Here is an 18,133-nt window from a genome sequence, read left to right as displayed (position 1 = left end):
GGGCGAAAAACCGTCCGGTCGCTCGGGTGAGGGGCCGGGATAGGCAAAAGGCATAACTCCGCCAACACCCGATGGGTGGTATCCCCTCCCGACCATGAACGAAGTCCAACTGGAGGTGGCGAAGGCCTACCCGAACGATTCGGGCCGGGGCATCGCCCGCCTCGACCCCGACACCCTGCTGCATCTCAAGCTCTCGCCGGGCGACATCATCGAGATCGAAGGCGGCGACACCACCGCCGCGAAGGTCTGGCGCGCGGATCGACAGGACTGGAACACCGACACCGTGCGTATCGACGGTTTCACCAGACAGAACGCCGACGTGAGCATCGGCGAACGCGTCGAGATCCGGAAGGCCGAGACCGAGAAGGCCGAGAAGCTCGTGCTCGCGCCGCCGAAGGACGCCTCGGTGCAGTTCGGCAGCGACGCCGCGGGGATGGTCAAACGCCAGATCCTGAAACGACCGGTCGTCGAGCGCGACATCGTGCCCGTGATGAGTTCGACCAACCACCCGTTCATGCGCTCGCCGGGTCAGGCGATCCCGCTGATCGCCGTCGAGACCCAGCCGAACGCCGTGGCGCTCGTCACCGAGGACACGGAGGTCGAACTTCGCGAGGAGCCGATCTCGGGTTTCGAGAAGACCGGCGGCGGGATCACCTACGAGGACATCGGCGGGCTCCAGAGCGAGATCCAGCGCGTCCGCGAGATGGTCGAGCTCCCGATGAAACACCCCCAGATCTTCCAGAAGCTGGGGATCGAACCGCCCCAGGGTGTGCTGCTCCACGGCCCGCCCGGCACGGGCAAGACCCTGCTCGCGAAGGCCGTCGCCAACGAGACCTCCGCGAGCTTCTTCTCGATAGCGGGTCCGGAGATCATCTCGAAGTACTACGGGGAGAGCGAACAGCAGCTCCGGGAGATCTTCGAGGACGCCTCGGAGGAGGCCCCGGCGATCATCTTCATCGACGAACTCGACTCGATCGCGCCCAAACGTGAGGACGTCACCGGCGAGGTCGAGCGCCGGGTCGTGGCCCAGCTCCTGACGATGATGGACGGGCTCGAGAGCCGTGGCCAGGTCATCGTGATCGCCGCCACCAACCGGGTCGACTCGGTCGACCCCGCGCTCCGCCGCCCCGGTCGATTCGACCGCGAGATCGAGATCGGCGTGCCCGACGAGCGTGGTCGTGAGGAGATCCTCCAGATCCACACCCGCGGGATGCCGCTCTCGGACGACGTGAACCTCTCACACCTCGCCGACGAGACCCACGGGTTCGTCGGGGCCGACATCGAATCCCTGACGAAGGAGTCGGCGATGAAGGCGCTCAGGAGGTACCTCCCGGAGATCGACCTCGACGAGGAGTCGATCCCGCCGAGCCTCATCGACCGGATGATAATCAAGCGCGCGGACTTCGAGGGCGCGCTCGGCGGGGTCGACCCGAGCGCGATGCGCGAGGTGCTCGTCGAACTCCCGAAGGTCTCCTGGGGCGACGTCGGCGGGCTCGACGACGCGAAGGGCGAGATCAAGGAGTCCGTCGAGTGGCCGCTCTCGAACCCCGAGCGGTTCTCGCGGCTCGGGATCGAACCGCCTGCCGGGGTGTTGCTCTACGGGCCACCCGGAACCGGGAAGACCCTGATGGCGAAGGCCGTCGCAAACGAGACCAACGCCAACTTCATCTCGGTTCGTGGGCCACAGCTCCTCTCGAAGTGGGTGGGCGAGTCCGAGAAGGCGATCCGCCAGACGTTCAAGAAGGCCCGGCAGGTCTCCCCGACGGTGATCTTCTTCGACGAGCTCGACAGTCTGGCTCCGGCGCGGGGCGGCGACGTCGGCTCGAACGTCTCCGAGCGCGTGGTGAACCAGCTCCTCACCGAGCTCGACGGGTTGGAGGACATGAAGAACGTGATGGTGATCGCCGCCACCAACCGACCCGACATGATCGACCCGGCGCTCATCCGTTCGGGCCGGTTCGATAGGCTCGTGATGGTGGGCCAGCCCGACGTCGAGGGCCGCGAGCGGATCCTGACCATCCACACCGAGGACACCCCGCTCGCGGCCGACGTCAGCCTGCGCGAGATCGCGGAGGTCACCGACGGCTACGTCGGCTCGGACCTCGAATCCATCTCGCGCGAGGCCGCGATCCAGGCACTCCGCGACGACCCCGAGGCCGACACGGTCGAGATGCGCCACTTCCGCGCGGCGCTCGAATCCGTCCGTCCGACGATCACCGAGGACATCCTCGATTACTACGACAAGATGGAGGACGAGTTCAAGGGCGGCGCGAGCGACCCAGGCCGCGGTCGGAGCGGCGGCCGGATCGGCTTCCAGTAACCCGCTGACGGAGGGACGACCGAATTTCCTACGCTTCTGCAAAACATATTCGTCTTGCGGCCGTACGATATCGGTATGTCGAACGGCACTATCGTTTCGTGGAAGACGTTCCTGCTGTTTCTCGCGTTTCCGCCGCTCGCGATCCTTGCGGTCGTACTCTTTCCGCTGACTATTCTCCTTGCCTATCTGATGTACACGCGCGGGAAGCGACAGGCGATCGAAGAAGAACAGCGGCGGGACCACCCTTCGAACGGGTAGTAGAGGAGCCGAGATCAGTTATCGGGGCACGAGCCAGCGGAAACGAGAGATGAGACTGACAACTGGTTCGTACCAGACGGACCACGATATAACAGAGAATCACACACCGCCCCGCGACAGCCACGAGTCTCCCCAGCCGACTGCACTCCTCGTTCGCTCGGCTCACGGCTCACTTCATCCGCCGTTCGCACCGATCGCGAGCGCGCATCAGCCGTCCCGCCGCCCCCATTCAAAATCGGGTCGTGACCGACTTTTTCAAAGGAGGGCTTCGGACTCGTCGAGCACGCGCGCCGGCCCGCCGACCTCCCAGACGCGGGTTTCGACACCACAATCGGCGACGGCTTCCTCGACCCGGTCGACGTGTTCGACGGTGGTGTTGACGTAGACGCTCGCGCCGGTGTCCGTCGAGAAGTAGACGGGAAGGCCCTCCTCGCGGAGGTCGCGCACCGTCTCGAATATCTCGAGGGTTCGGGGTTGCCAGTAGACCCAGCCGGCGGGACCGGTCATCGTGGTCGCGGCGAGCGAGAGCGAGTCGTGTTCGGCGGTCGAGAAGGTCCGCTCGAAGTCCCCCTCCCGGAGGGCGTCGCGAACCTCCGCGAGCTGTTCGTGGATGTGGGCGAGCCGCGCCTCGAACATGTGGCTCTCGGCGGCCTCGCGGTGGGCCTCCTCGGTCTCCTTGTAGGCGGGCACCAGCGCGCCCACGATCCGGAGGTCGTCTTCGAGGTCGCTCTCGATCCGTTCGGACCGACAGTCGGTATCGTTGAGGCCCGTGTGGAGGTCGGAGAAGCCGCCCGTGACCGCCCGCGCCGCCGAGGCCGACCCGCGCCGGGCGACCGTCGAAACCTCGGGAAGCGAGAGGTCGAGGTCGGCCGCGGCACAGAGCGCCCGTGCCGCCGCCGCGAAGCCCGACGACGACGACCCGAAGCCGACGTTCGTGGGGAAGTCGTTCTCGCTCTCGAAGCGAACAGGTATATCGAGGTCCGCGAGGTCGCGGACGTGCGAGACCACGCTCTCGACCCGTTCACGACCCCGCCCGTCGACCGTCTCGCCGTCGATGACGAACGAGTCCTCGTCGAGGTTCTCGTCGAACTCGACGGTCGTCGTGGTCTTGCTCGGCGCGGTGCAGACGCTGATCGAGTCGTGGTAGGGCAGGCGAAGCTCGTCGTCGCGCATCCCGTGGTACTTCACGAGCCCCTGGATCGGATGTGCCCGCGCGGTGGCTTTCATACCGAGAGGGCGGCCGACGCCCGAATAAACGTCCCGAATCCCAGGTGTCGTAAACGACCATCAGTTTTAGGTAGGTGCCCGAGGAGCATCCGAGGATGAATCTCCCCGGACGCGGCACGGCCGGCGGTCGACTCGTCCTGTTCGCGGTCGCCATCGTCGGCGCGGGGGCGATCGCGCTCGCGCCCTCGCCCGCCGGCCTCTCGTTGCGCGGCCAGTTCGCCGTCGCCACGACCTACTTCGCGGCGGTGCTCTGGGTCTCGGGCGCGCTCCCGCTCGCCGTCACGGCGCTCTCGATACCCGCACTGCTGACGACTTTCCGGGTCTACCCCACGCTCGACCCCGCGCTCGCGGGTTTCGCCGATCCATTTATTTTCCTCTTCATCGCCGGCTTCATGCTGGCGAACGCGCTCCAGAAGTACGACATCGACCGCCGGATCGCGCTCTGGATGATCGCCCGACTCGGTGCCTCCGCCCGACTGCTGGTGCTCGCGGTGATGCTCGCCACGGCCTTCCTCTCGATGTGGGTCTCGAACACCGCGACCACGGCGATGATGACCCCCATCGCGCTCGGGGTGCTCGCCCAGGTCATCGGTCGCGACGAGATCGAAGAACAGGGCGAGGACAGGGAGGCGTTCTCGAACATGCAGATCGCCACCCTGCTCGGGACCGCCTACGCCGCCAGTGTCGGCGGGGTCGGCACCCTCATCGGGAGCCCGCCGAACGCCATCGTCGCGGCCCAGCTCAACTCGATCCTCGGCTACCGGCTCTCCTTCTTCGACTGGCTCCTCATCGGGCTCCCGGTCGTGATCATCACCCTCCCGATCGTCTGGTACGTCCTCACGTTCCGGCTCTACCCGCCCGACGTCTCCGACGTCAGCGGCGCGCGCGAGGAGGCCCGCGAGTACCTCCGCGAGGAGGGCGCGCTCAGCACCCGCGGCCGACGGGTCGCGATAATCTTCACCGTGACGGCCGTGCTGTGGGTGCTCGGCGGACTCGGCTTCCTCTTCGAGGGCCTCATCCCGGCCCCAATCTTCAACACGATCTTCGGGGCCGACGGCGGGCCGACGATCTTCGGCGGGCTCACGGGTCACGAAGGCATCCTCTACTACGTGATGGTCGGGCTCTACGCCATCCCGGCGCTGGTGCTCGCCGACACCGCCGACTGGGACGACCTCGTGGACATCGACTGGGGGACCATCCTGCTCTTCGGCGGCGGCATCGCGCTCGCGGACGCGCTCGAAGCCACCGGCGCGACCGAGTGGTTCGCCGACACCGTCTTCGGCTCGCTCGTCGGGATGCCGATCGTCGTCGTGGTCGGTGTGATCGTGCTCTCGATCATCTTCCTCCCCGAGATGACCTCGAACACCGCCACCGCGACGATCATCGCCCCGATCCTCATCGGGCTCGGTGGCGTGCTCGCGGGCACTCTCGAGGTTACGGAACCCGCCGCCGGCATCGTGCTCGCGGTCAGCGGGGCCGTCGCGGCGAGTTTCGCGTTCGCGCTCCCGGTCGCGACCCCGCCGAACGCCATCGTCTTCGGCAGCGGCCACATGAACCAGTCCCACATGCTCCGGGCGGGGCTGATACTCAACGTCCTGATGACGATAGTCCTCACCGGACTGTTCGTGTTGCTCTTCACCTACGTCTGGCCGGTCGTGCTGTTCTGATCCGACGACAACGGTTTTGCTCCGGTCGGTTGATCCGACGACATGGACGCACCATCGATCGAATCCATCGCCGTCCTTCTCTACGACGGCTTCGACGAACTCGACGCCATCGGCCCGTACGAGGTGTTCGCCACCGCCGCCGACCACGGGGCCGGGTTCGACGTCGCCCACCGAACTCTCGAATCCGGAGGGCAGGTGACGGCGAGCCACGGCACCGTCGTCGAACCCGAGGGACCGCTCGACGGGACCGACCCCGACCTCGTGGTAGTCCCCGGTGGCGGCTGGAACGACCGCGCGGGTCGCGGCGCGTGGGCCCAATCCCAGGGAGCGCTCCCCGACGAGCTCACCCGCCGCCACCGCGACGGCACGACGATGGCCGCGGTCTGTACCGGCGGGATGATCCTCGCCGCCGCGGGGCTGCTCGACGGCCGGCCGGCGACGACTCACCACGGCGCGCTCGCGGACCTCCGTGAGACCGACGCGAACGTGGTCGACGCACGCGTGGTCGACGACGGCGACGTGCTCACTGCGGGCGGGATCACGTCGGGGATCGACCTCGCGCTCTGGCTGGTCGAGCGGGAGGTGGGTGCCGACGTCGCCGAGACCGTCGCGACCGAACTCGAATACGACCGCAGCGACGAGATACATCGATCGACGTAGGTTCGCTCCGATCGAACGGCTCAAATTCGGGTCGGTCAGCTATCGAGTATGGGAACCCCGCTCGACTCGCGCGAGGCCCAGGCCACGGCGGTGCTCGACCGGCTCGAAGCCGAGTACCCCGACACCACCATCTCGCTCGACTTCTCCACACGATTCGAACTCCTCGTCGCGGTGATCCTCTCGGCGCAGTGTACCGACGAACGGGTGAACGAGACCACCGAGAGCCTCTTCGAGACCTATCCCTCGCCCGAGGCGTTCGCGAACGCACCGCAGGAGGAACTCGCCGAAGCGCTGAACTCCATCACGTACTACAACAACAAGGCGAGCTACATCCGCGAATCGGCCCAGCTGGTCGTCGACGAGCACGACGGGGAGGTGCCCGACACGATGGGCGAGCTCACCGAGCTCCCGGGAGTCGGTCGGAAGACCGCGAACGTCGTGCTCCAGCACGCCCACGACGTCGTCGAGGGTGTGGTGGTCGACACCCACGTCCAGCGCCTTTCGCGCCGGCTCGGACTCACAGAGGAACACCGACCCGAGACGATCGAGCGCGAACTCATGGATCTGTTCCCAGAGGAGCGCTGGCAGCTCTCGACACATCTGTTCATCAGTCACGGCCGCGCGACCTGCACCGCGCGAAACCCCGACTGTGAGGACTGCGTGCTCGAAGACATCTGTCCCTCCTCGACGCTCGACTCGGCCGTCGACCTCGCGAGCGGCGAGGCGTGGTGAGGTCGCCGTTTCGGATCGTTCCGACCCGTTTCGGCGCTCGAGCTCGGTGAACGGTCGAGGGCTATTTTCAGTTCCCCACCTCTCGGAGTCGAACGCAGCGTCCGGCTGCAGCCGTTCTCGTGGCATCACCCGACGGTTCCCGACTGGACCGTCGTTCTCGGCGGCGGCGGGGGTGACGGTCCTCGTCGTCGTCAGAGGTATCGGAGCGCGTAGCGTGCGATACCGACGAGGTAGGCCAGCACCCAGAACAGGACGTAGCCGAAGACCCCGATCCGGAGCCGCCCCCGCCAGTGGTCCATCCGTTCGGAGCCGATCTCCGAGAGGAGGACGTCCTCGTCGTAGTCGTGATAGAGGTTGTGCTCGCGCTTCGCCCGGAAGATCCGGACGATCCCCGTGAAACCGAACGCCAGCATCGCGTAGGCCTGGAGCCCGAGGAAGGCGTGGAGTACCGACGCGCCACCGAGCTGGTCGCCGAGGCGGGGGAGCATCCAACCCACCAGCGGCACCGTGGTGAGCGTGAGCCCGACGGCGATGAACTTCAGGTGGTAGGTGAGCACGCTCCACGTGACGGCTTCGGCTTCGAGCATTATCCACGCGCCGTAGAGAAAGCACGGAAAGCTGACCGTGACCGCGACCGCGGCGACCGTCGCCATCGCCGCGTCGGTCAGCCCCAGCATACACGACCTCCACCGCGTGGGCGCTAAAGCCTTGCCGAACCCGTCCCGGTCGCAACATCTAACCCCGCCCGCGACCTACGCGAGTCGATGGCCGACTCCCGACCACCGTCAGCGGGCGGGGCCGACGACCCGGACGAGGCCGACGTTCGTGCCGCCGACACCGACGAGGAGTTCCGACAGGAGGTCGCCGAGCGCTACGACTTCGATTCGTTCGGCCCGAGCGACATGGCCCAGATGAGCGAAGCGGAGTGGGAGGCGACGTTCGACGCCGAGACGTGGATCACCGGCGAGGGACTCCTCCGTCGGGTCGAAGCCGACCTCCGGAGCCGGATCGCCGACCGGGACGTCTTCGCCCGGCTCGAACGCGTCGACGACGGGCTGCTCGCGTACTCCGACGAGGGCTACGCGGTGGTCCACCCCGATGGAAGCGTCGAGGGACGAGGGACCGTGCTTCGGGACGTGAAACCGACCGTCGCGCTGTGTTCGATGCACGACTACGATATCCCGACGCCGCCGCCGGACGGGGAGCTGCTTCCCGACCCCGACGACGTCCCCGAGGGAACCGGCGAACTCGGCAACCGGATGTTGCAGGTCGTGGCCGCGGCCCAGTTTCTCACGGGCGTGGGGCTCGTTCTCGCGTGGGTGATCGTTCCCGTCGAAACCATCTTCGCCCCCGTGGCCGGGATGATCTTCGTCGGACTCTCCCTCCTGCTCTTCCTCCAGGTCGCGAACGCACGGCTCTCGGACCGATTCCGGTCGGAGGAGTACCGCAACCGACTCCGCGCGATCGGCTCGGACGACCGCCCCGAGTTCCTGCCGGCGCGATACCGCGAACCGCCTTCGGCGGCCGACGGGGACAAGGACGGCAACGAGGACGGTAGATCCGACCGGCCTGCAGGGGCCGACGACCCGCGTACCGACCCCGCGAGCCACGCCGAGGAAACCGACGACTCGGTCCCGTCGGCGTAGCGACCGAATATCCGTATCCGGTGGACTTATGCGAGCCCGGCCCTGTGGTCGATCACGTATGAACAGGCGGGATTTCCTGGTGGCAACGAGCGCCGTCGCGGGCGGGTCAGCCGCCGCCACCGGAACCGTCGCCGCCCAAGAGAGCGGCGGCAACGCAAGCGGGGGTGGCGGTGGCTCGGAGACGGTGGCGGTGGGTTCGGGGTCGGGGTTGTCGTTCGACCCCGAGGAACTCACCGTCGCGCCCGGGACCACCGTGACGTGGGAGTGGACCGGCGAGGGCGGCGCGCACAACGTCGTCGCCGACGACGGCGCGTTCAACTCCGGCCCCCCCGAGGACGGCGACGACATCACCTTCAGTCACACCTTTTCGGAGGCCGGCGAGTTCCCCTATCACTGTGCGCCCCACGAGGGGGTCGGCATGGTCGGTACCGTCATCGTCCAGGAGGGCGGCGCGAGCGCCAGCGCCGCCGCGACCGAGGTCGACCCCGAGGAGATGGGAGTGCCGATCCAGGCCCACTTCGTCGGGATCGCGACCCTGCTGATGATGGCGGTCTCGCTCGTCTACACCTTCTTCCTCGTGAAGTACGGCGAATCGCCCAACGCGAAGCGGGGGAACTGAGATGTCCTCCTCCGGAAGCTCCTACGGCGACATCCACCGCTACGAACCCGCCCGCGAGAGCACCGCGGCCGCGATCGCTATCGTGCTGTTGACGCTGGTCGAAGTGGTCTTCGTCGGGCTGTTCGCCTACGGGCTGATCAACGGCTGGGGCACCATCGAGCTCGGCAACATGTTCCTCGGCGGCGTGCTCGCGGTGGTGTTCATCGACCTCGCGTTCATCCTCCTGCTCTACCGCAAGGAGTTCCTCCCCGACGTGATGATCGTGAAGAAACGCCGGCGCAAGTGGGAGGACCTCTACATCCGCGAGGACCAGGTCGACGGGGTCGGCGCGACCTCCGAGGGGATGACCGAGAGCATCAAGCGCGCGATCCACCCCTACTACAAGCGATAACCATGCCAGACGACGAAGACAACTATCCATCCGAATCGGGACGCAGGCGGTTCGTGAAGGGCGTCGTGGGTGCCTCGGCGCTCGGCGCGACGGGCATCACGGGTGCCTCCGCCATCCAGCTCACCACCTCCTCGTCCGGACAGGGCGGTGGTGCGACCCAGTACTTCGGGATCGAGAACACCGCGGGGCCGGCCCCGCGTCCGATGCCCCAGATCCCGATCGAGATCGACGACGAGGGCTACCTGAAGGGCGTCTGGCCCGAAGTTCGAACCCGGACGGTCAACGGCGAGCAGGTCAGCACCGCCCAGAGCCAGCTCGGTGGCTACACCTACTCCAGCGAGTGGTTCCAGTACTGTGGGGTCCAGACCTACCCGGGGCTCGTCCCCGACGCCGACCAGGACAACTTCTTCCGGGTGGCGGAGTCGTCGAGCTACGAGTGGATGAGCGACCTCAGCGCCGGCGACCGGCTCAACGTCAGCGACTTCGAGGACTACGAGACCTGGAACAACGAGATCGGGACCGCCGGCGTCGGCAAACCCGCGATGGCGACCTGGCGCTCCCAGGACCTCTCCCCGCAGGAGACGATCCCGGTACAGGTCCTCCGGAGCACCCGGATCGAGGAGCTCGCCTCGGGTGGCGAGAACGCCCAGTGGGTGAACGCGAGCACCCAGGACGGGTTCATCGCGTGGCTCAACAAGTGCACCCACTTCTGCTGTGTCCCCGGGTTCAAGTCCTCGGACCAGAGCGCGCGCTTCGGCGCGGCGAACGAGGTTTACTGTCCGTGTCACCAGTCGGCCTACGACCCCTTCAGCATCGAGCGCATCCAGTTCACCGCGCTCCCACGGCCGGACGACGTGGGCGAGGAGGAAGAGGGCGGCTCGGAGGGCACCAGTTCGGGTGAGGGCGAATGAGCCTCGAACCCCGCGACGAGGGTGACCACGCCGACTGGATGGAGGGCAAGGAGCTGACCCCGATCGAGGAGACCTACCTCACGGTGTTGCTCTGGCTCGACAAGCGGCTACGGATCGTCGACTACCTCGAGATCCTCGAGAACCTCTACTACAAGGTCAACATGCAGCTCCCGAAGAGCCACACCGAACAGTACAACCTCGACAACAAGTTCTGGTACTGGTATCCCCTCTACGCGCTCGGGAGCTTCTCGACCATCGCCTACATCGTCGCGGCGCTCTCGGGCGCGCTGCTCGGGTTCTACTACGCCCCCGCCACTGCAGGGGATCCCTCGGCGGCCTACGCCTCCATCACGATGATCATGACCGACCTCAACTTCGGGTTCATGCTCCGAAGCCTCCACCGGTGGTCGGCCCAGGTCATGACCGCCGCGGTCTTCCTCCACATGCTCCGGGTCTACTTCACCGGGGCGTACAAGGAGCCCCGCGAGCTCAACTGGATCCTCGGGATCGTCCTGATCAGCCTCACGATGGTGTTCGGCTACACCGGCTACCTCCTGCCGTGGGACCAGCTCTCCTACTGGGCGGGCCAGATCGGGGTCGAGATGAGCCTGAGCATCCCGTTCGTTGGTGAGTGGGTCGCCCAGCTCCTGTTCGGCGGGTTCGCGTTGAGCCAGGCCACCCTGATGCGGATGTACATCCTCCACGTCTTCCTCCTCCCGTTCGTGGTGACGAGCCTGATCGCCGTCCACATCGGGATCGTCTGGATGCAGGGGATCGCGGAGCCACACTAATGACCCGAGACAGCACCACCGACGACGCCGAGCACCGACCCGACGACGAGCACGAAGCGACCACCGAGACGGGACCCGACCCCGTGGCCGACGGCGCGGGGATCGTCGCGCCCGACGACGAGACGCCGACGTGGGGCGAGCGCAAGGAGCGCCGCCAGGGCCTGCCCCGGCTGACCTACGAGTACTTCGAGCGCTCGCGCCGCGAGGACCAGGACCTCCGGACCGACTCCAGCTACGTCGAGCGCGACGTGTTGGCCTTCCCGACCTGGCCCCACGAGATGATCCGCAACCTCTCGTTGACTAGCTTCTTCGTGGGGATGATCTTCTTCCTCGCGGCGGCGCTCCCGCCGCACATCGCCCCGCCGGCCGACCCGAGCACGACCCCGGCGATCATCCTGCCCGACTGGTATCTCTACTGGTCGTTCGGCCTGCTGAAACTCGGGCCGCTCAACCCCGAGCTCGCCGTGCTCGGTGGGCAGAAGCTGATGCAGGACTCCACCTTCGGCGTGCTCGCGAACCTCGTGGTCGTCGGGATCATCGCGATCGTGCCCTTCCTCAACAAGGGGAGCGCGCGCCGGCCCGTCGAGCAGCCGTTCTGGGCGTCGGTCGGGGTGTTCGGCGTCGTGTTCGCCATCATGATCAGCGCGCTCGCGGTCAAGAACCTCGTCCCGACGTGGATCGACAGCCACCTCCTGTTCGACCTCGCGTTCCTCCTGCCGTTCGTGGCGGGATTCATCACCTACGCGGTGTTGCGGACGATGCGCGAGGGCTACATGTACGAGCTCAACCGACGGTACTACCGGCTCCGCCCGCCGCGCTGAGGTCGTGAGCCGAACCGACACCTCCCGTTCCGATGGCCCACGCGAGATCACGGTCCCGCTCCGGGTCTACAAAGCCATCACCGTCTTCTCGACCCTGTTCGCGGTCGGCTTCGTGATCGCGGGCTTCGGGTTCCTCGACGCCGCCACCGCCGAGGTCGGTCCGCTCGCGGTCGTGCTGAGCTCGCTCGGGGTCTCGACCGAGGGCGTGGTCTCGCTCGTGCTCGCCCTCCTCGGGCTCGCTCTGATCGGGTTCGGTGCGGGGATCTACGTTCTCGGGACGCGGTTTCGGACCCCGGGGATGGGAAACAGTCAAGACGATGGCGACGAATCCTTCACGAATGAGTGACGAATTCGCCAAGGGTTTCTTCGCGCTCTGTGGCGGGCTGTTCGGGTGGCTGGTTCTCTCGAGCTGGTACAACACCGAGAGCTTCGAGAGCACCACCCAGCTCATCGCCCCCTCGCCAGACCTCGGGAGCCTCTACGGCGGGATCGCGCTCACCACCCGCGAGGCGCTGTTCTGGTTCGCGATCTTCGGTGCGCTCACCTTCTGGGTCGTGATCCCCGCCGCGAGGCAGGCCCGCTCGGCCTGGAGCGACCGACAGTCGTCGTAGTCGGTCCCGTCAACTCCGGGTCTCCGACCGGTCCGTCGTGTGTTCGAGTTCGTGGAACAGCTCGCCCTCCAGCGACCGCTCGAACGAGGGGCTCGGCGGTTGCCGGCGTTTGTGACGGCTGTCGAGGTGGCGGTCGGCGTAGTCCGCGATGGTCTCGGGGTCGAGGCCGAGCTCGTCGGCGGTGCCCTCGATCCCGAGGTTCTCGTCGACGAGTTCGTGGAGGATGATGTCGAGCAGACCGTAGGGCGCACCGAGGTCGGCCTCGTCGGTCTGTCCCGGTCGGAAGTCGGCGGTCGAGGGTTTCCGGATGATGGGGGAGGGGACGCCGACCTGGCTCGCGAGCGCGCGGACCTCGGTCTTGTAGAGCCCGGCGAGCGGCCGGAGGTCGGCTGCGGCGTCGCCGTGTTTGGTGCAGTAGCCACAGAGGAGTTCGGTCCGGTTGCTGGTGCCGACGACGAGCCGACCCAGGTGGTTGGCGGCGTAGTAGAGACACGTCATCCGGAGCCGGGCGGTGGCGTTGTCGAGCGCGGGGTCGTCGGTGTCGTCGCCGACCTGCGGAGCGACCACGTCCTCGAACATGTCCACCAGCGGCCGGATCCCGACCGTGGTCGCGTCGAGCCCGAGCGCCGCCGCGGCCGCCTCGGCGTCCTCGATGTGGCGGTCGCCGCTTCCGAGCGAGGGGAGCACGAGCGCCGTCACCCGGTCGGAGCCGAGCGCCTCGACCGCGAGCGTCGCGGTCAGCGTCGAGTCGACCCCGCCGCTCATCCCGACGACCACCCCGTCGGCTCCCGCCTCGGCGACCGTCTCGGCGATGAACGCCTCGATGCGCTCCGCGTGCGATCGAAGCCCCGCCTCGTCGGTCGTGAACGACGCGGTCGGGAGGCGGTCGACCGCGCTAATCATCCCCGTCCCCCCGACCACGATACCGGAACGGAGGCGTTGGATCCGGGCAGATCGCTGTGTATCTTACACTCGTCACCTTCGTAGTTGGCGTATGCCACAGCAAAAAGCCTTCGAAGGAATCATACGGTCGCCGTACTCGGTTGTAATTCGACGAAAATAGATAGAATATTCTGATTTCTTCCGATATCGTTCGGGGAAGAGCGTGTAGGTGGCTCATCCGTCGACACCTCGTGACGGCCCCGGCAAAAGTGCGCTACGGGACGCCCCGTACGGCGGTCGCTGCGGGCGTTGGGACGGGAGGATCGGTCGACGGCGAATCGACGGGTCAGATGACGGCGTTCCAGATGGGCGAGACCACGAAGAACAGCGAGATGTAGGCGGCGTAGAGCACCATGAGCACCGAGGCGGCGATGGCCCCGCTCGGTCGGCCGAGCGGGCGGTCGTTGCGGACCTCGACCCGACGGGCTTCGATCTCGAAGAAGTCCGCGATGAAGGTCCCGACGACGAGCACCGAGAGGACGATCCCCGAGTGAAGTTCGACGGTCGCGAGGTAGAACGAGGCGAGGATGAGGAGCAGGGTGGTCGCGATGTGGACCGGGTGCTGCGTGATGGCGTCCGCGCCGCCCTCGTCCGCCTGTTTCACGTGCGATCGATGGGCGACCGCCCGCGTGACGACGTTGGCGAGCGCGAGTACGACCAGCACGAAGACGATCGGCGGATGGTCGCTCCCCGCGAGGAGCGTATCCACCGGCCCGAACACCGACAGCGGGATCATACCGAACGTTCTACGGGATCCCTTTAGAAGGTTTCTGATTTTCCGGTCCCGGCGGTCCCGCCGGACGCGACGACCCGGAGGACGCCGTCGCGAACGAGGTCGACCTCGGTTCCCGGCGGGACCGTCCCGAGCGGGCGGCCGTCGGCGGTGACCGCCACGTCGACCTCGCGTTCGACGGTGACCGAGACGGCCGAGAGGGGGACCACCCAGTGGTCGGGGTCGGTCGAGAACGGCGCGACCGGGACCACTGCCGCGGCGTCGGTGCCGGCGGCGACCACCGGACCGCCGGCGGCACGAGCGTAGCCCCGGCTGCCGGCGGGTGTCGCGACCGTCACGCCGTCGGCCCGGAACCGGGCGAGTGGGTCGGCGTCGTCGGCCCCGGCCGCCGTCGCGACCGAAAACCCCGAGATGGTCGCCGGTTCGTCGGCCACGAGGGCCACCTCGAAGAGGGCGTAGCCGTCCCCGACCGGGGTTTCGACCCGGAGCACCGGGTACTCCCGGAGGTCTCCTGTCCCAGCGAGGAGCCGCTCGACCCCGGTTTCGAGGGGGTCGCCCGGCGAGTCGAGTCGGGTCTCGACCGGGAGTACGGGTATCGACACGCCGGCGGCCGCGAGTTCCGCGAGCGCGGCGTCGCCGACCGCGACCACGGCCTCGGCGTCGATGGCCGCGGGCCCGGTGAGGACGTCCCCGACGACGTCGCGAACCCGGTCGACGACCCCGCCGGCCTCGCGTCCGGGCGCGACGACGCCGACGCTGGGCCGGTCCCCCTCCGGCTCCCGCCCGCTGGTAGTCATTCATCGATCGTTACCGCCGATAGGCCAAAAGACTGCGGACTCGGGGCAGCCCTCTCCGGCGGGTCGGGGAACGCTTATTCGGCGCGACCACCATCCTCCCCCATGTCCCTCGCCGTCGAAACCCCGTCACCGCCGAGCCTCGAATCCGGCGTCGACGCCGACGCCTACGACGACGCCGACGTGGGTGGCGACGAGTACCGACGCGACGAGCTCGAAGCGTTCCTCGAAGAGGGGGCGTGGGAGGAGGCGTTCACCGCGTGGGCCGCCGAGACCGGGATGACCGAGCGCGAGTTCGCCATCGTCCGCGACCTCGGGCTCGTCCAGCGCTTCGATTTCTTCTGGGACGACTTCGCCGACCGCGTGGGCTATCACGCGCCCGGCCTCCCCGAGGACTGGAAAGAACGGGAGATCCACCCCGACCTCGACTCCTGGAACGCGGTGTCGTCGATCAACGCCGGCCTCACCGAACTCGGCCAGGAGGTCTGTGACGTGCTCAAGAACGACTACATCGACTGGGAGGCCGAGTACGAGGCTCCCGACGACCTCCCCGACTTCTGACCACCGTTCTCGGCGCACGCGACACCGAACCCGCACAACACTGAACACCGACTACCCGATAGCGGTTCCATGCTCTACCGGGAGTTCGAGACGCAAGACCAGCTCGACGCACAGTACAACGTCGGCGAGCGCAACGACGACGCGGAGCGCTACGCCGACTTCTACGTCGAGGAGAGCCGGAGGGCCCGCGCCGACCTCGACGTCCACCGCGACGTCTCGTTCGGTCCCACGGTCCCCGAACGGCTCGACGTGTTCCCCGCAGCGGAGTCGAACGCACCCGTCCTGCTCTTCATCCACGGCGGCTACTGGCACAGCCGTCACGCCGAGGACTTCAGTTTCGTCGCCCGAGGCCCCGTCTCGGAAGGCGTGACGACCGTCGTGATGAACTACGCGCTCTGCCCCACGGTTCCGTTCTCCGAGGTCGTACGCCAGGCCCGCGCGGCGCTCGTCTGGACCCACGAGAACATCGCGGCCTACGGCGGCGACCCCGACCGCCTGTTCGTCTCCGGCCACTCGGCGGGGGGCCACCTCACCGGCTGCCTGCTGACGACCGACTGGGAGGACGACTACGGCAAGCCCGCCGACGTCGTCGAGGGTGCGTGTGCGATCAGCGGGCTCTACGACCTCGACCCGTTCCCCTACACGTGGCTCCAACCGAAGCTCCAACTCACCTGGCGCGAGGTCAGAGACCACAGCCCGATCCGGCACATCCCCGACAGCGCGCCGCCGCTGGTCGTGACCTACGGGGAGAACGAACCCGCCGAACTCCGCCGCCAGTCCGAGGACTTCCTGGCCGCGTGGCGGGACCACGGCCTCGACGGGTGGTCGTTGCCACAGCCCGAGGCCGACCACTACTCCGCGATCGAGGGGTTCCTCGATCCCGAGAGCCGGCTCTGTGCGGCGATACTCGGTCTAATTGAGGAGTGAGAGGCCTCAGCGGACGGTGTAGCCACCGTCGAGCACGACGGTCTCGCCGGTCATGTAGGCCGAGGCGTCGCTCGCGAGGTAGACCGCCGTCGGACCGAGCGTCTCGGGCGCGGGGATCGCGTCGTGGAGCATCTCGTCGCGCCAGGTGTCGGCGGCGTTCGCGACCGCGTCGCTTGCCTGGTCGGCGTTGTCGGTGTCGATGTAGCCCGGCGCGAGGTTGTTGACCCGAACGCCGTACTCCGCCCACTCGGAGGCGAGCTGGTTCTTGAACCCCTCCAGCCCGGCCTTCGAGGTGTTGTAGGCGACCTGTCGCTGGGGGTGGTTGGCGATGAACGCCGACATCGAGGAGACGTTCACGATGACGCCGCCGTCGCCCGCGATCATCTCCCGACCGACCGCGCGCGAACAGAGGAAGGTCCCGGTGAGGTTGGTGTCGATGACCGCGTACCACTCCTCCAGGGTCATCGCCTCCATCGCCTCGTGGACGACGATCCCGGCGTTGTTCACCAGGATGTCGATGTCGCCGAAGCGCTCGACGGCCGCCTCGACCATCGCTTCGACCGACGCCTCGTCGGCGACGTCACACTCGACCGCGAGGGTCTCGACATCTGTCCGCGCCGCGATCTCCTCGGCGGCGGCCGCGCCCGAGTCCTCGTTCCGGTTCGCGACGACGACGTTCGCGCCGGCCTCCGCGAGCGCGGTCGCGATGGCGCGGCCGATGCCGCGGTTGCCGCCGGTGACGATCGCCGTTCGGCCGTCGAGACTGAACGCATCGAAGACGGTCATGGTTCCCTCCTCGAACACCAGCGACAAAGCGATTCGCCTTCGTGGATCGCTCCCGCTCGATGCGGATCAGCGACGGGTGACCGTGGCGAGCCAGGCGGGGCTCTCGCCCGATTCGAAGTTGGTCTCGAAGGCCACCTCGTCGATGCTATCGATCTCCCTCCCGTCAGCGAACGCCGCCCGGACCTCCGCCCTCGCCATCGAGGGGCCCTGATGGCCGGGTTCGCGTCCGGTAAATCCCAGCACGTAGCAGCGGCCGCCCGGTCGAAGCACGGTGTGGAGTTCGGTGGTGTACGTCGACACGCGCCCCTCGCCGGAGAACACGTGAAATAGGCCACAGTCGACCACCGTGTCGAACCGGCGGTCGAGGGCCCCGAGATCGAACGCGTCGTGAGTCAGAAACGTCGCGTCGACCCCGCGCTCGGTCGCCTTCCGCTCGGCCTTCTCGATCGCTCGTGGGGACGCATCGAGGCCACAGACGGTGTAGCCCTGGTCGGCGAGCCAGAGGGCGTTCTCACCCGTTCCGCAGCCCACGTCGAGGACGTCACCGGTTATCTTCCCTGCCTCGGCCAAGCGAACGATCTCGCGCTGTGGGCGGCCGATGTCCCACGGTGGCGTGCCGTCGTACGCGTCGTCGAACCCAGTTTCTCCTGCTCCCATATCGACCCGATAGGCTCGATCCACGGATAGCTATGCCGGCGTCCGCGACGACCACTGGACCGGGGATGACGAACGGTTC

Annotated in this window: 22 protein-coding genes; 15 read left to right on the top strand and 7 right to left on the bottom strand. The window is 67.5% G+C overall.

Features of this window, described 5'->3' with window-relative positions; translation table 11 throughout:
* Positions 1 to 94 precede the first annotated feature (94 nt).
* Together GT355_RS02730 and GT355_RS02725 are read left to right on the top strand one after the other, a co-directional pair.
* A complete protein-coding gene (locus GT355_RS02730) occupies positions 95 to 2,320 on the top strand; it encodes a CDC48 family AAA ATPase (RefSeq protein WP_160133221.1) in 2,226 nt (741 codons plus the stop codon).
* A 75-nt stretch (positions 2,321 to 2,395) separates the two neighbouring features.
* A complete protein-coding gene (locus tag GT355_RS02725) occupies positions 2,396 to 2,578 on the top strand; it encodes a hypothetical protein (protein WP_160133220.1) in 183 nt (60 codons plus the stop codon).
* A 255-nt stretch (positions 2,579 to 2,833) separates the two neighbouring features.
* On the opposite strand, the gene mvaD is transcribed toward GT355_RS02725, so the two are convergent.
* The gene (gene mvaD, locus GT355_RS02720) at positions 2,834 to 3,805 is read right to left on the bottom strand and encodes a phosphomevalonate decarboxylase MvaD (protein ID WP_160133219.1); all 972 of its coding nucleotides are present in this window, start codon (positions 3,803 to 3,805) and stop codon (positions 2,834 to 2,836) included.
* A gap of 95 nt (positions 3,806 to 3,900) precedes the next feature.
* Here mvaD and GT355_RS02715 point away from each other — a divergent pair, with 95 nt between their 5' ends.
* The 3 genes from GT355_RS02715 to nth are packed head-to-tail and all read left to right on the top strand — an operon-like array spanning position 3,901 to position 6,864.
* On the top strand, positions 3,901 to 5,472 hold the full coding sequence (locus GT355_RS02715) for an SLC13 family permease (RefSeq protein WP_160133218.1): 1,572 nt from the start codon (positions 3,901 to 3,903) through the stop codon (positions 5,470 to 5,472).
* A 42-nt stretch (positions 5,473 to 5,514) separates the two neighbouring features.
* Positions 5,515 to 6,132 carry a DJ-1/PfpI family protein gene (locus GT355_RS02710; protein ID WP_160133217.1) on the top strand — a complete coding sequence of 206 codons (618 nt, stop codon included), beginning with the start codon at positions 5,515 to 5,517 and terminating at the stop codon, positions 6,130 to 6,132.
* 48 nt (positions 6,133 to 6,180) lie between these two features.
* A complete protein-coding gene (gene nth, locus GT355_RS02705) occupies positions 6,181 to 6,864 on the top strand; it encodes an endonuclease III (RefSeq protein ID WP_160133216.1) in 684 nt (227 codons plus the stop codon).
* A 191-nt stretch (positions 6,865 to 7,055) separates the two neighbouring features.
* Here nth and GT355_RS02700 read toward each other — a convergent pair whose 3' ends face one another.
* Positions 7,056 to 7,541: a DUF7321 family protein gene (locus GT355_RS02700; protein ID WP_160133215.1), complete on the bottom strand. Its 486-nt coding sequence runs from the start codon at positions 7,539 to 7,541 to the stop codon at positions 7,056 to 7,058.
* Positions 7,542 to 7,628: 87 nt separating this feature from the next.
* On the opposite strand from GT355_RS02700, the gene GT355_RS02695 reads away from it, so the two are divergent.
* From GT355_RS02695 to GT355_RS02660, 8 genes are read left to right on the top strand one after another with little or no spacing between them, the layout of a single operon-like run.
* The gene (locus GT355_RS02695; protein WP_160133214.1) at positions 7,629 to 8,510 is read left to right on the top strand and encodes a DUF7319 domain-containing protein; all 882 of its coding nucleotides are present in this window, start codon (positions 7,629 to 7,631) and stop codon (positions 8,508 to 8,510) included.
* Positions 8,511 to 8,568: 58 nt separating this feature from the next.
* Positions 8,569 to 9,129, top strand: coding sequence for a plastocyanin/azurin family copper-binding protein (locus GT355_RS02690; protein WP_120069326.1), 561 nt, complete (start codon positions 8,569 to 8,571; stop codon positions 9,127 to 9,129).
* A 1-nt stretch (position 9,130) separates the two neighbouring features.
* Positions 9,131 to 9,520: a DUF7318 family protein gene (locus GT355_RS02685; RefSeq protein WP_160133213.1), complete on the top strand. Its 390-nt coding sequence runs from the start codon at positions 9,131 to 9,133 to the stop codon at positions 9,518 to 9,520.
* A gap of 2 nt (positions 9,521 to 9,522) precedes the next feature.
* Positions 9,523 to 10,431: a ubiquinol-cytochrome c reductase iron-sulfur subunit gene (locus tag GT355_RS02680; protein ID WP_192927951.1), complete on the top strand. Its 909-nt coding sequence runs from the start codon at positions 9,523 to 9,525 to the stop codon at positions 10,429 to 10,431.
* Complete coding sequence (locus GT355_RS02675; protein ID WP_120069321.1) at positions 10,428 to 11,222, top strand: cytochrome b; 795 nt, start codon at positions 10,428 to 10,430, stop codon at positions 11,220 to 11,222. The genes GT355_RS02680 and GT355_RS02675 overlap by 4 nt, the downstream gene beginning before the upstream one ends.
* Positions 11,222 to 12,043 carry a cytochrome bc complex cytochrome b subunit gene (locus GT355_RS02670; protein WP_192927950.1) on the top strand — a complete coding sequence of 274 codons (822 nt, stop codon included), beginning with the start codon at positions 11,222 to 11,224 and terminating at the stop codon, positions 12,041 to 12,043. Before GT355_RS02675 ends, GT355_RS02670 begins: the two co-directional genes overlap by 1 nt.
* Positions 12,044 to 12,047: 4 nt before the next feature.
* Positions 12,048 to 12,389 (top strand): DUF7315 family membrane protein, encoded by a 342-nt coding sequence (locus GT355_RS02665; RefSeq protein ID WP_160133212.1) that lies wholly within the window; start codon positions 12,048 to 12,050, stop codon positions 12,387 to 12,389.
* Positions 12,382 to 12,654 carry a DUF7314 family protein gene (locus tag GT355_RS02660; RefSeq protein ID WP_160133211.1) on the top strand — a complete coding sequence of 91 codons (273 nt, stop codon included), beginning with the start codon at positions 12,382 to 12,384 and terminating at the stop codon, positions 12,652 to 12,654. The genes GT355_RS02665 and GT355_RS02660 overlap by 8 nt, the downstream gene beginning before the upstream one ends.
* A 9-nt stretch (positions 12,655 to 12,663) precedes the next feature.
* Here the strand turns inward: GT355_RS02660 and GT355_RS02655 are convergent, their stop codons facing one another.
* The 3 genes from GT355_RS02655 to GT355_RS02645 form a co-directional block, all read right to left on the bottom strand.
* Positions 12,664 to 13,557 (bottom strand): NAD+ synthase, encoded by an 894-nt coding sequence (locus GT355_RS02655; RefSeq protein WP_160133210.1) that lies wholly within the window; start codon positions 13,555 to 13,557, stop codon positions 12,664 to 12,666.
* A 325-nt stretch (positions 13,558 to 13,882) separates the two neighbouring features.
* On the bottom strand, positions 13,883 to 14,332 hold the full coding sequence (locus tag GT355_RS02650; protein WP_160133209.1) for a DUF7313 family protein: 450 nt from the start codon (positions 14,330 to 14,332) through the stop codon (positions 13,883 to 13,885).
* Positions 14,333 to 14,355: 23 nt separating this feature from the next.
* On the bottom strand, positions 14,356 to 15,126 hold the full coding sequence (locus GT355_RS02645; protein ID WP_160133208.1) for an NAD(+)/NADH kinase: 771 nt from the start codon (positions 15,124 to 15,126) through the stop codon (positions 14,356 to 14,358).
* Between the two features lie 102 nt (positions 15,127 to 15,228).
* Here GT355_RS02645 and GT355_RS02640 point away from each other — a divergent pair, with 102 nt between their 5' ends.
* Both GT355_RS02640 and GT355_RS02635 read left to right on the top strand, forming a co-directional pair.
* Positions 15,229 to 15,684 carry a DUF7992 family protein gene (locus GT355_RS02640; protein WP_160133207.1) on the top strand — a complete coding sequence of 152 codons (456 nt, stop codon included), beginning with the start codon at positions 15,229 to 15,231 and terminating at the stop codon, positions 15,682 to 15,684.
* Between the two features lie 69 nt (positions 15,685 to 15,753).
* The gene (locus tag GT355_RS02635; RefSeq protein ID WP_160133206.1) at positions 15,754 to 16,611 is read left to right on the top strand and encodes an alpha/beta hydrolase; all 858 of its coding nucleotides are present in this window, start codon (positions 15,754 to 15,756) and stop codon (positions 16,609 to 16,611) included.
* A 6-nt stretch (positions 16,612 to 16,617) separates the two neighbouring features.
* Here the strand turns inward: GT355_RS02635 and GT355_RS02630 are convergent, their stop codons facing one another.
* Together GT355_RS02630 and GT355_RS02625 are read right to left on the bottom strand one after the other, a co-directional pair.
* Positions 16,618 to 17,397, bottom strand: coding sequence for an SDR family NAD(P)-dependent oxidoreductase (locus GT355_RS02630; protein ID WP_160133205.1), 780 nt, complete (start codon positions 17,395 to 17,397; stop codon positions 16,618 to 16,620).
* Positions 17,398 to 17,463: 66 nt separating this feature from the next.
* Entirely contained in the window at positions 17,464 to 18,054 is a 591-nt protein-coding gene (locus GT355_RS02625; protein ID WP_160133204.1) for a class I SAM-dependent methyltransferase, read from the bottom strand.
* Positions 18,055 to 18,133: the final 79 nt, after the last annotated feature.

This window comes from Halococcus salsus (assembly GCF_009900715.1).
Lineage (GTDB): Archaea > Halobacteriota > Halobacteria > Halobacteriales > Halococcaceae > Halococcus > Halococcus salsus.
Note: the sequence above shows the minus strand (reverse complement) of the source record. Positions and strands in the feature narration are given on the sequence as shown.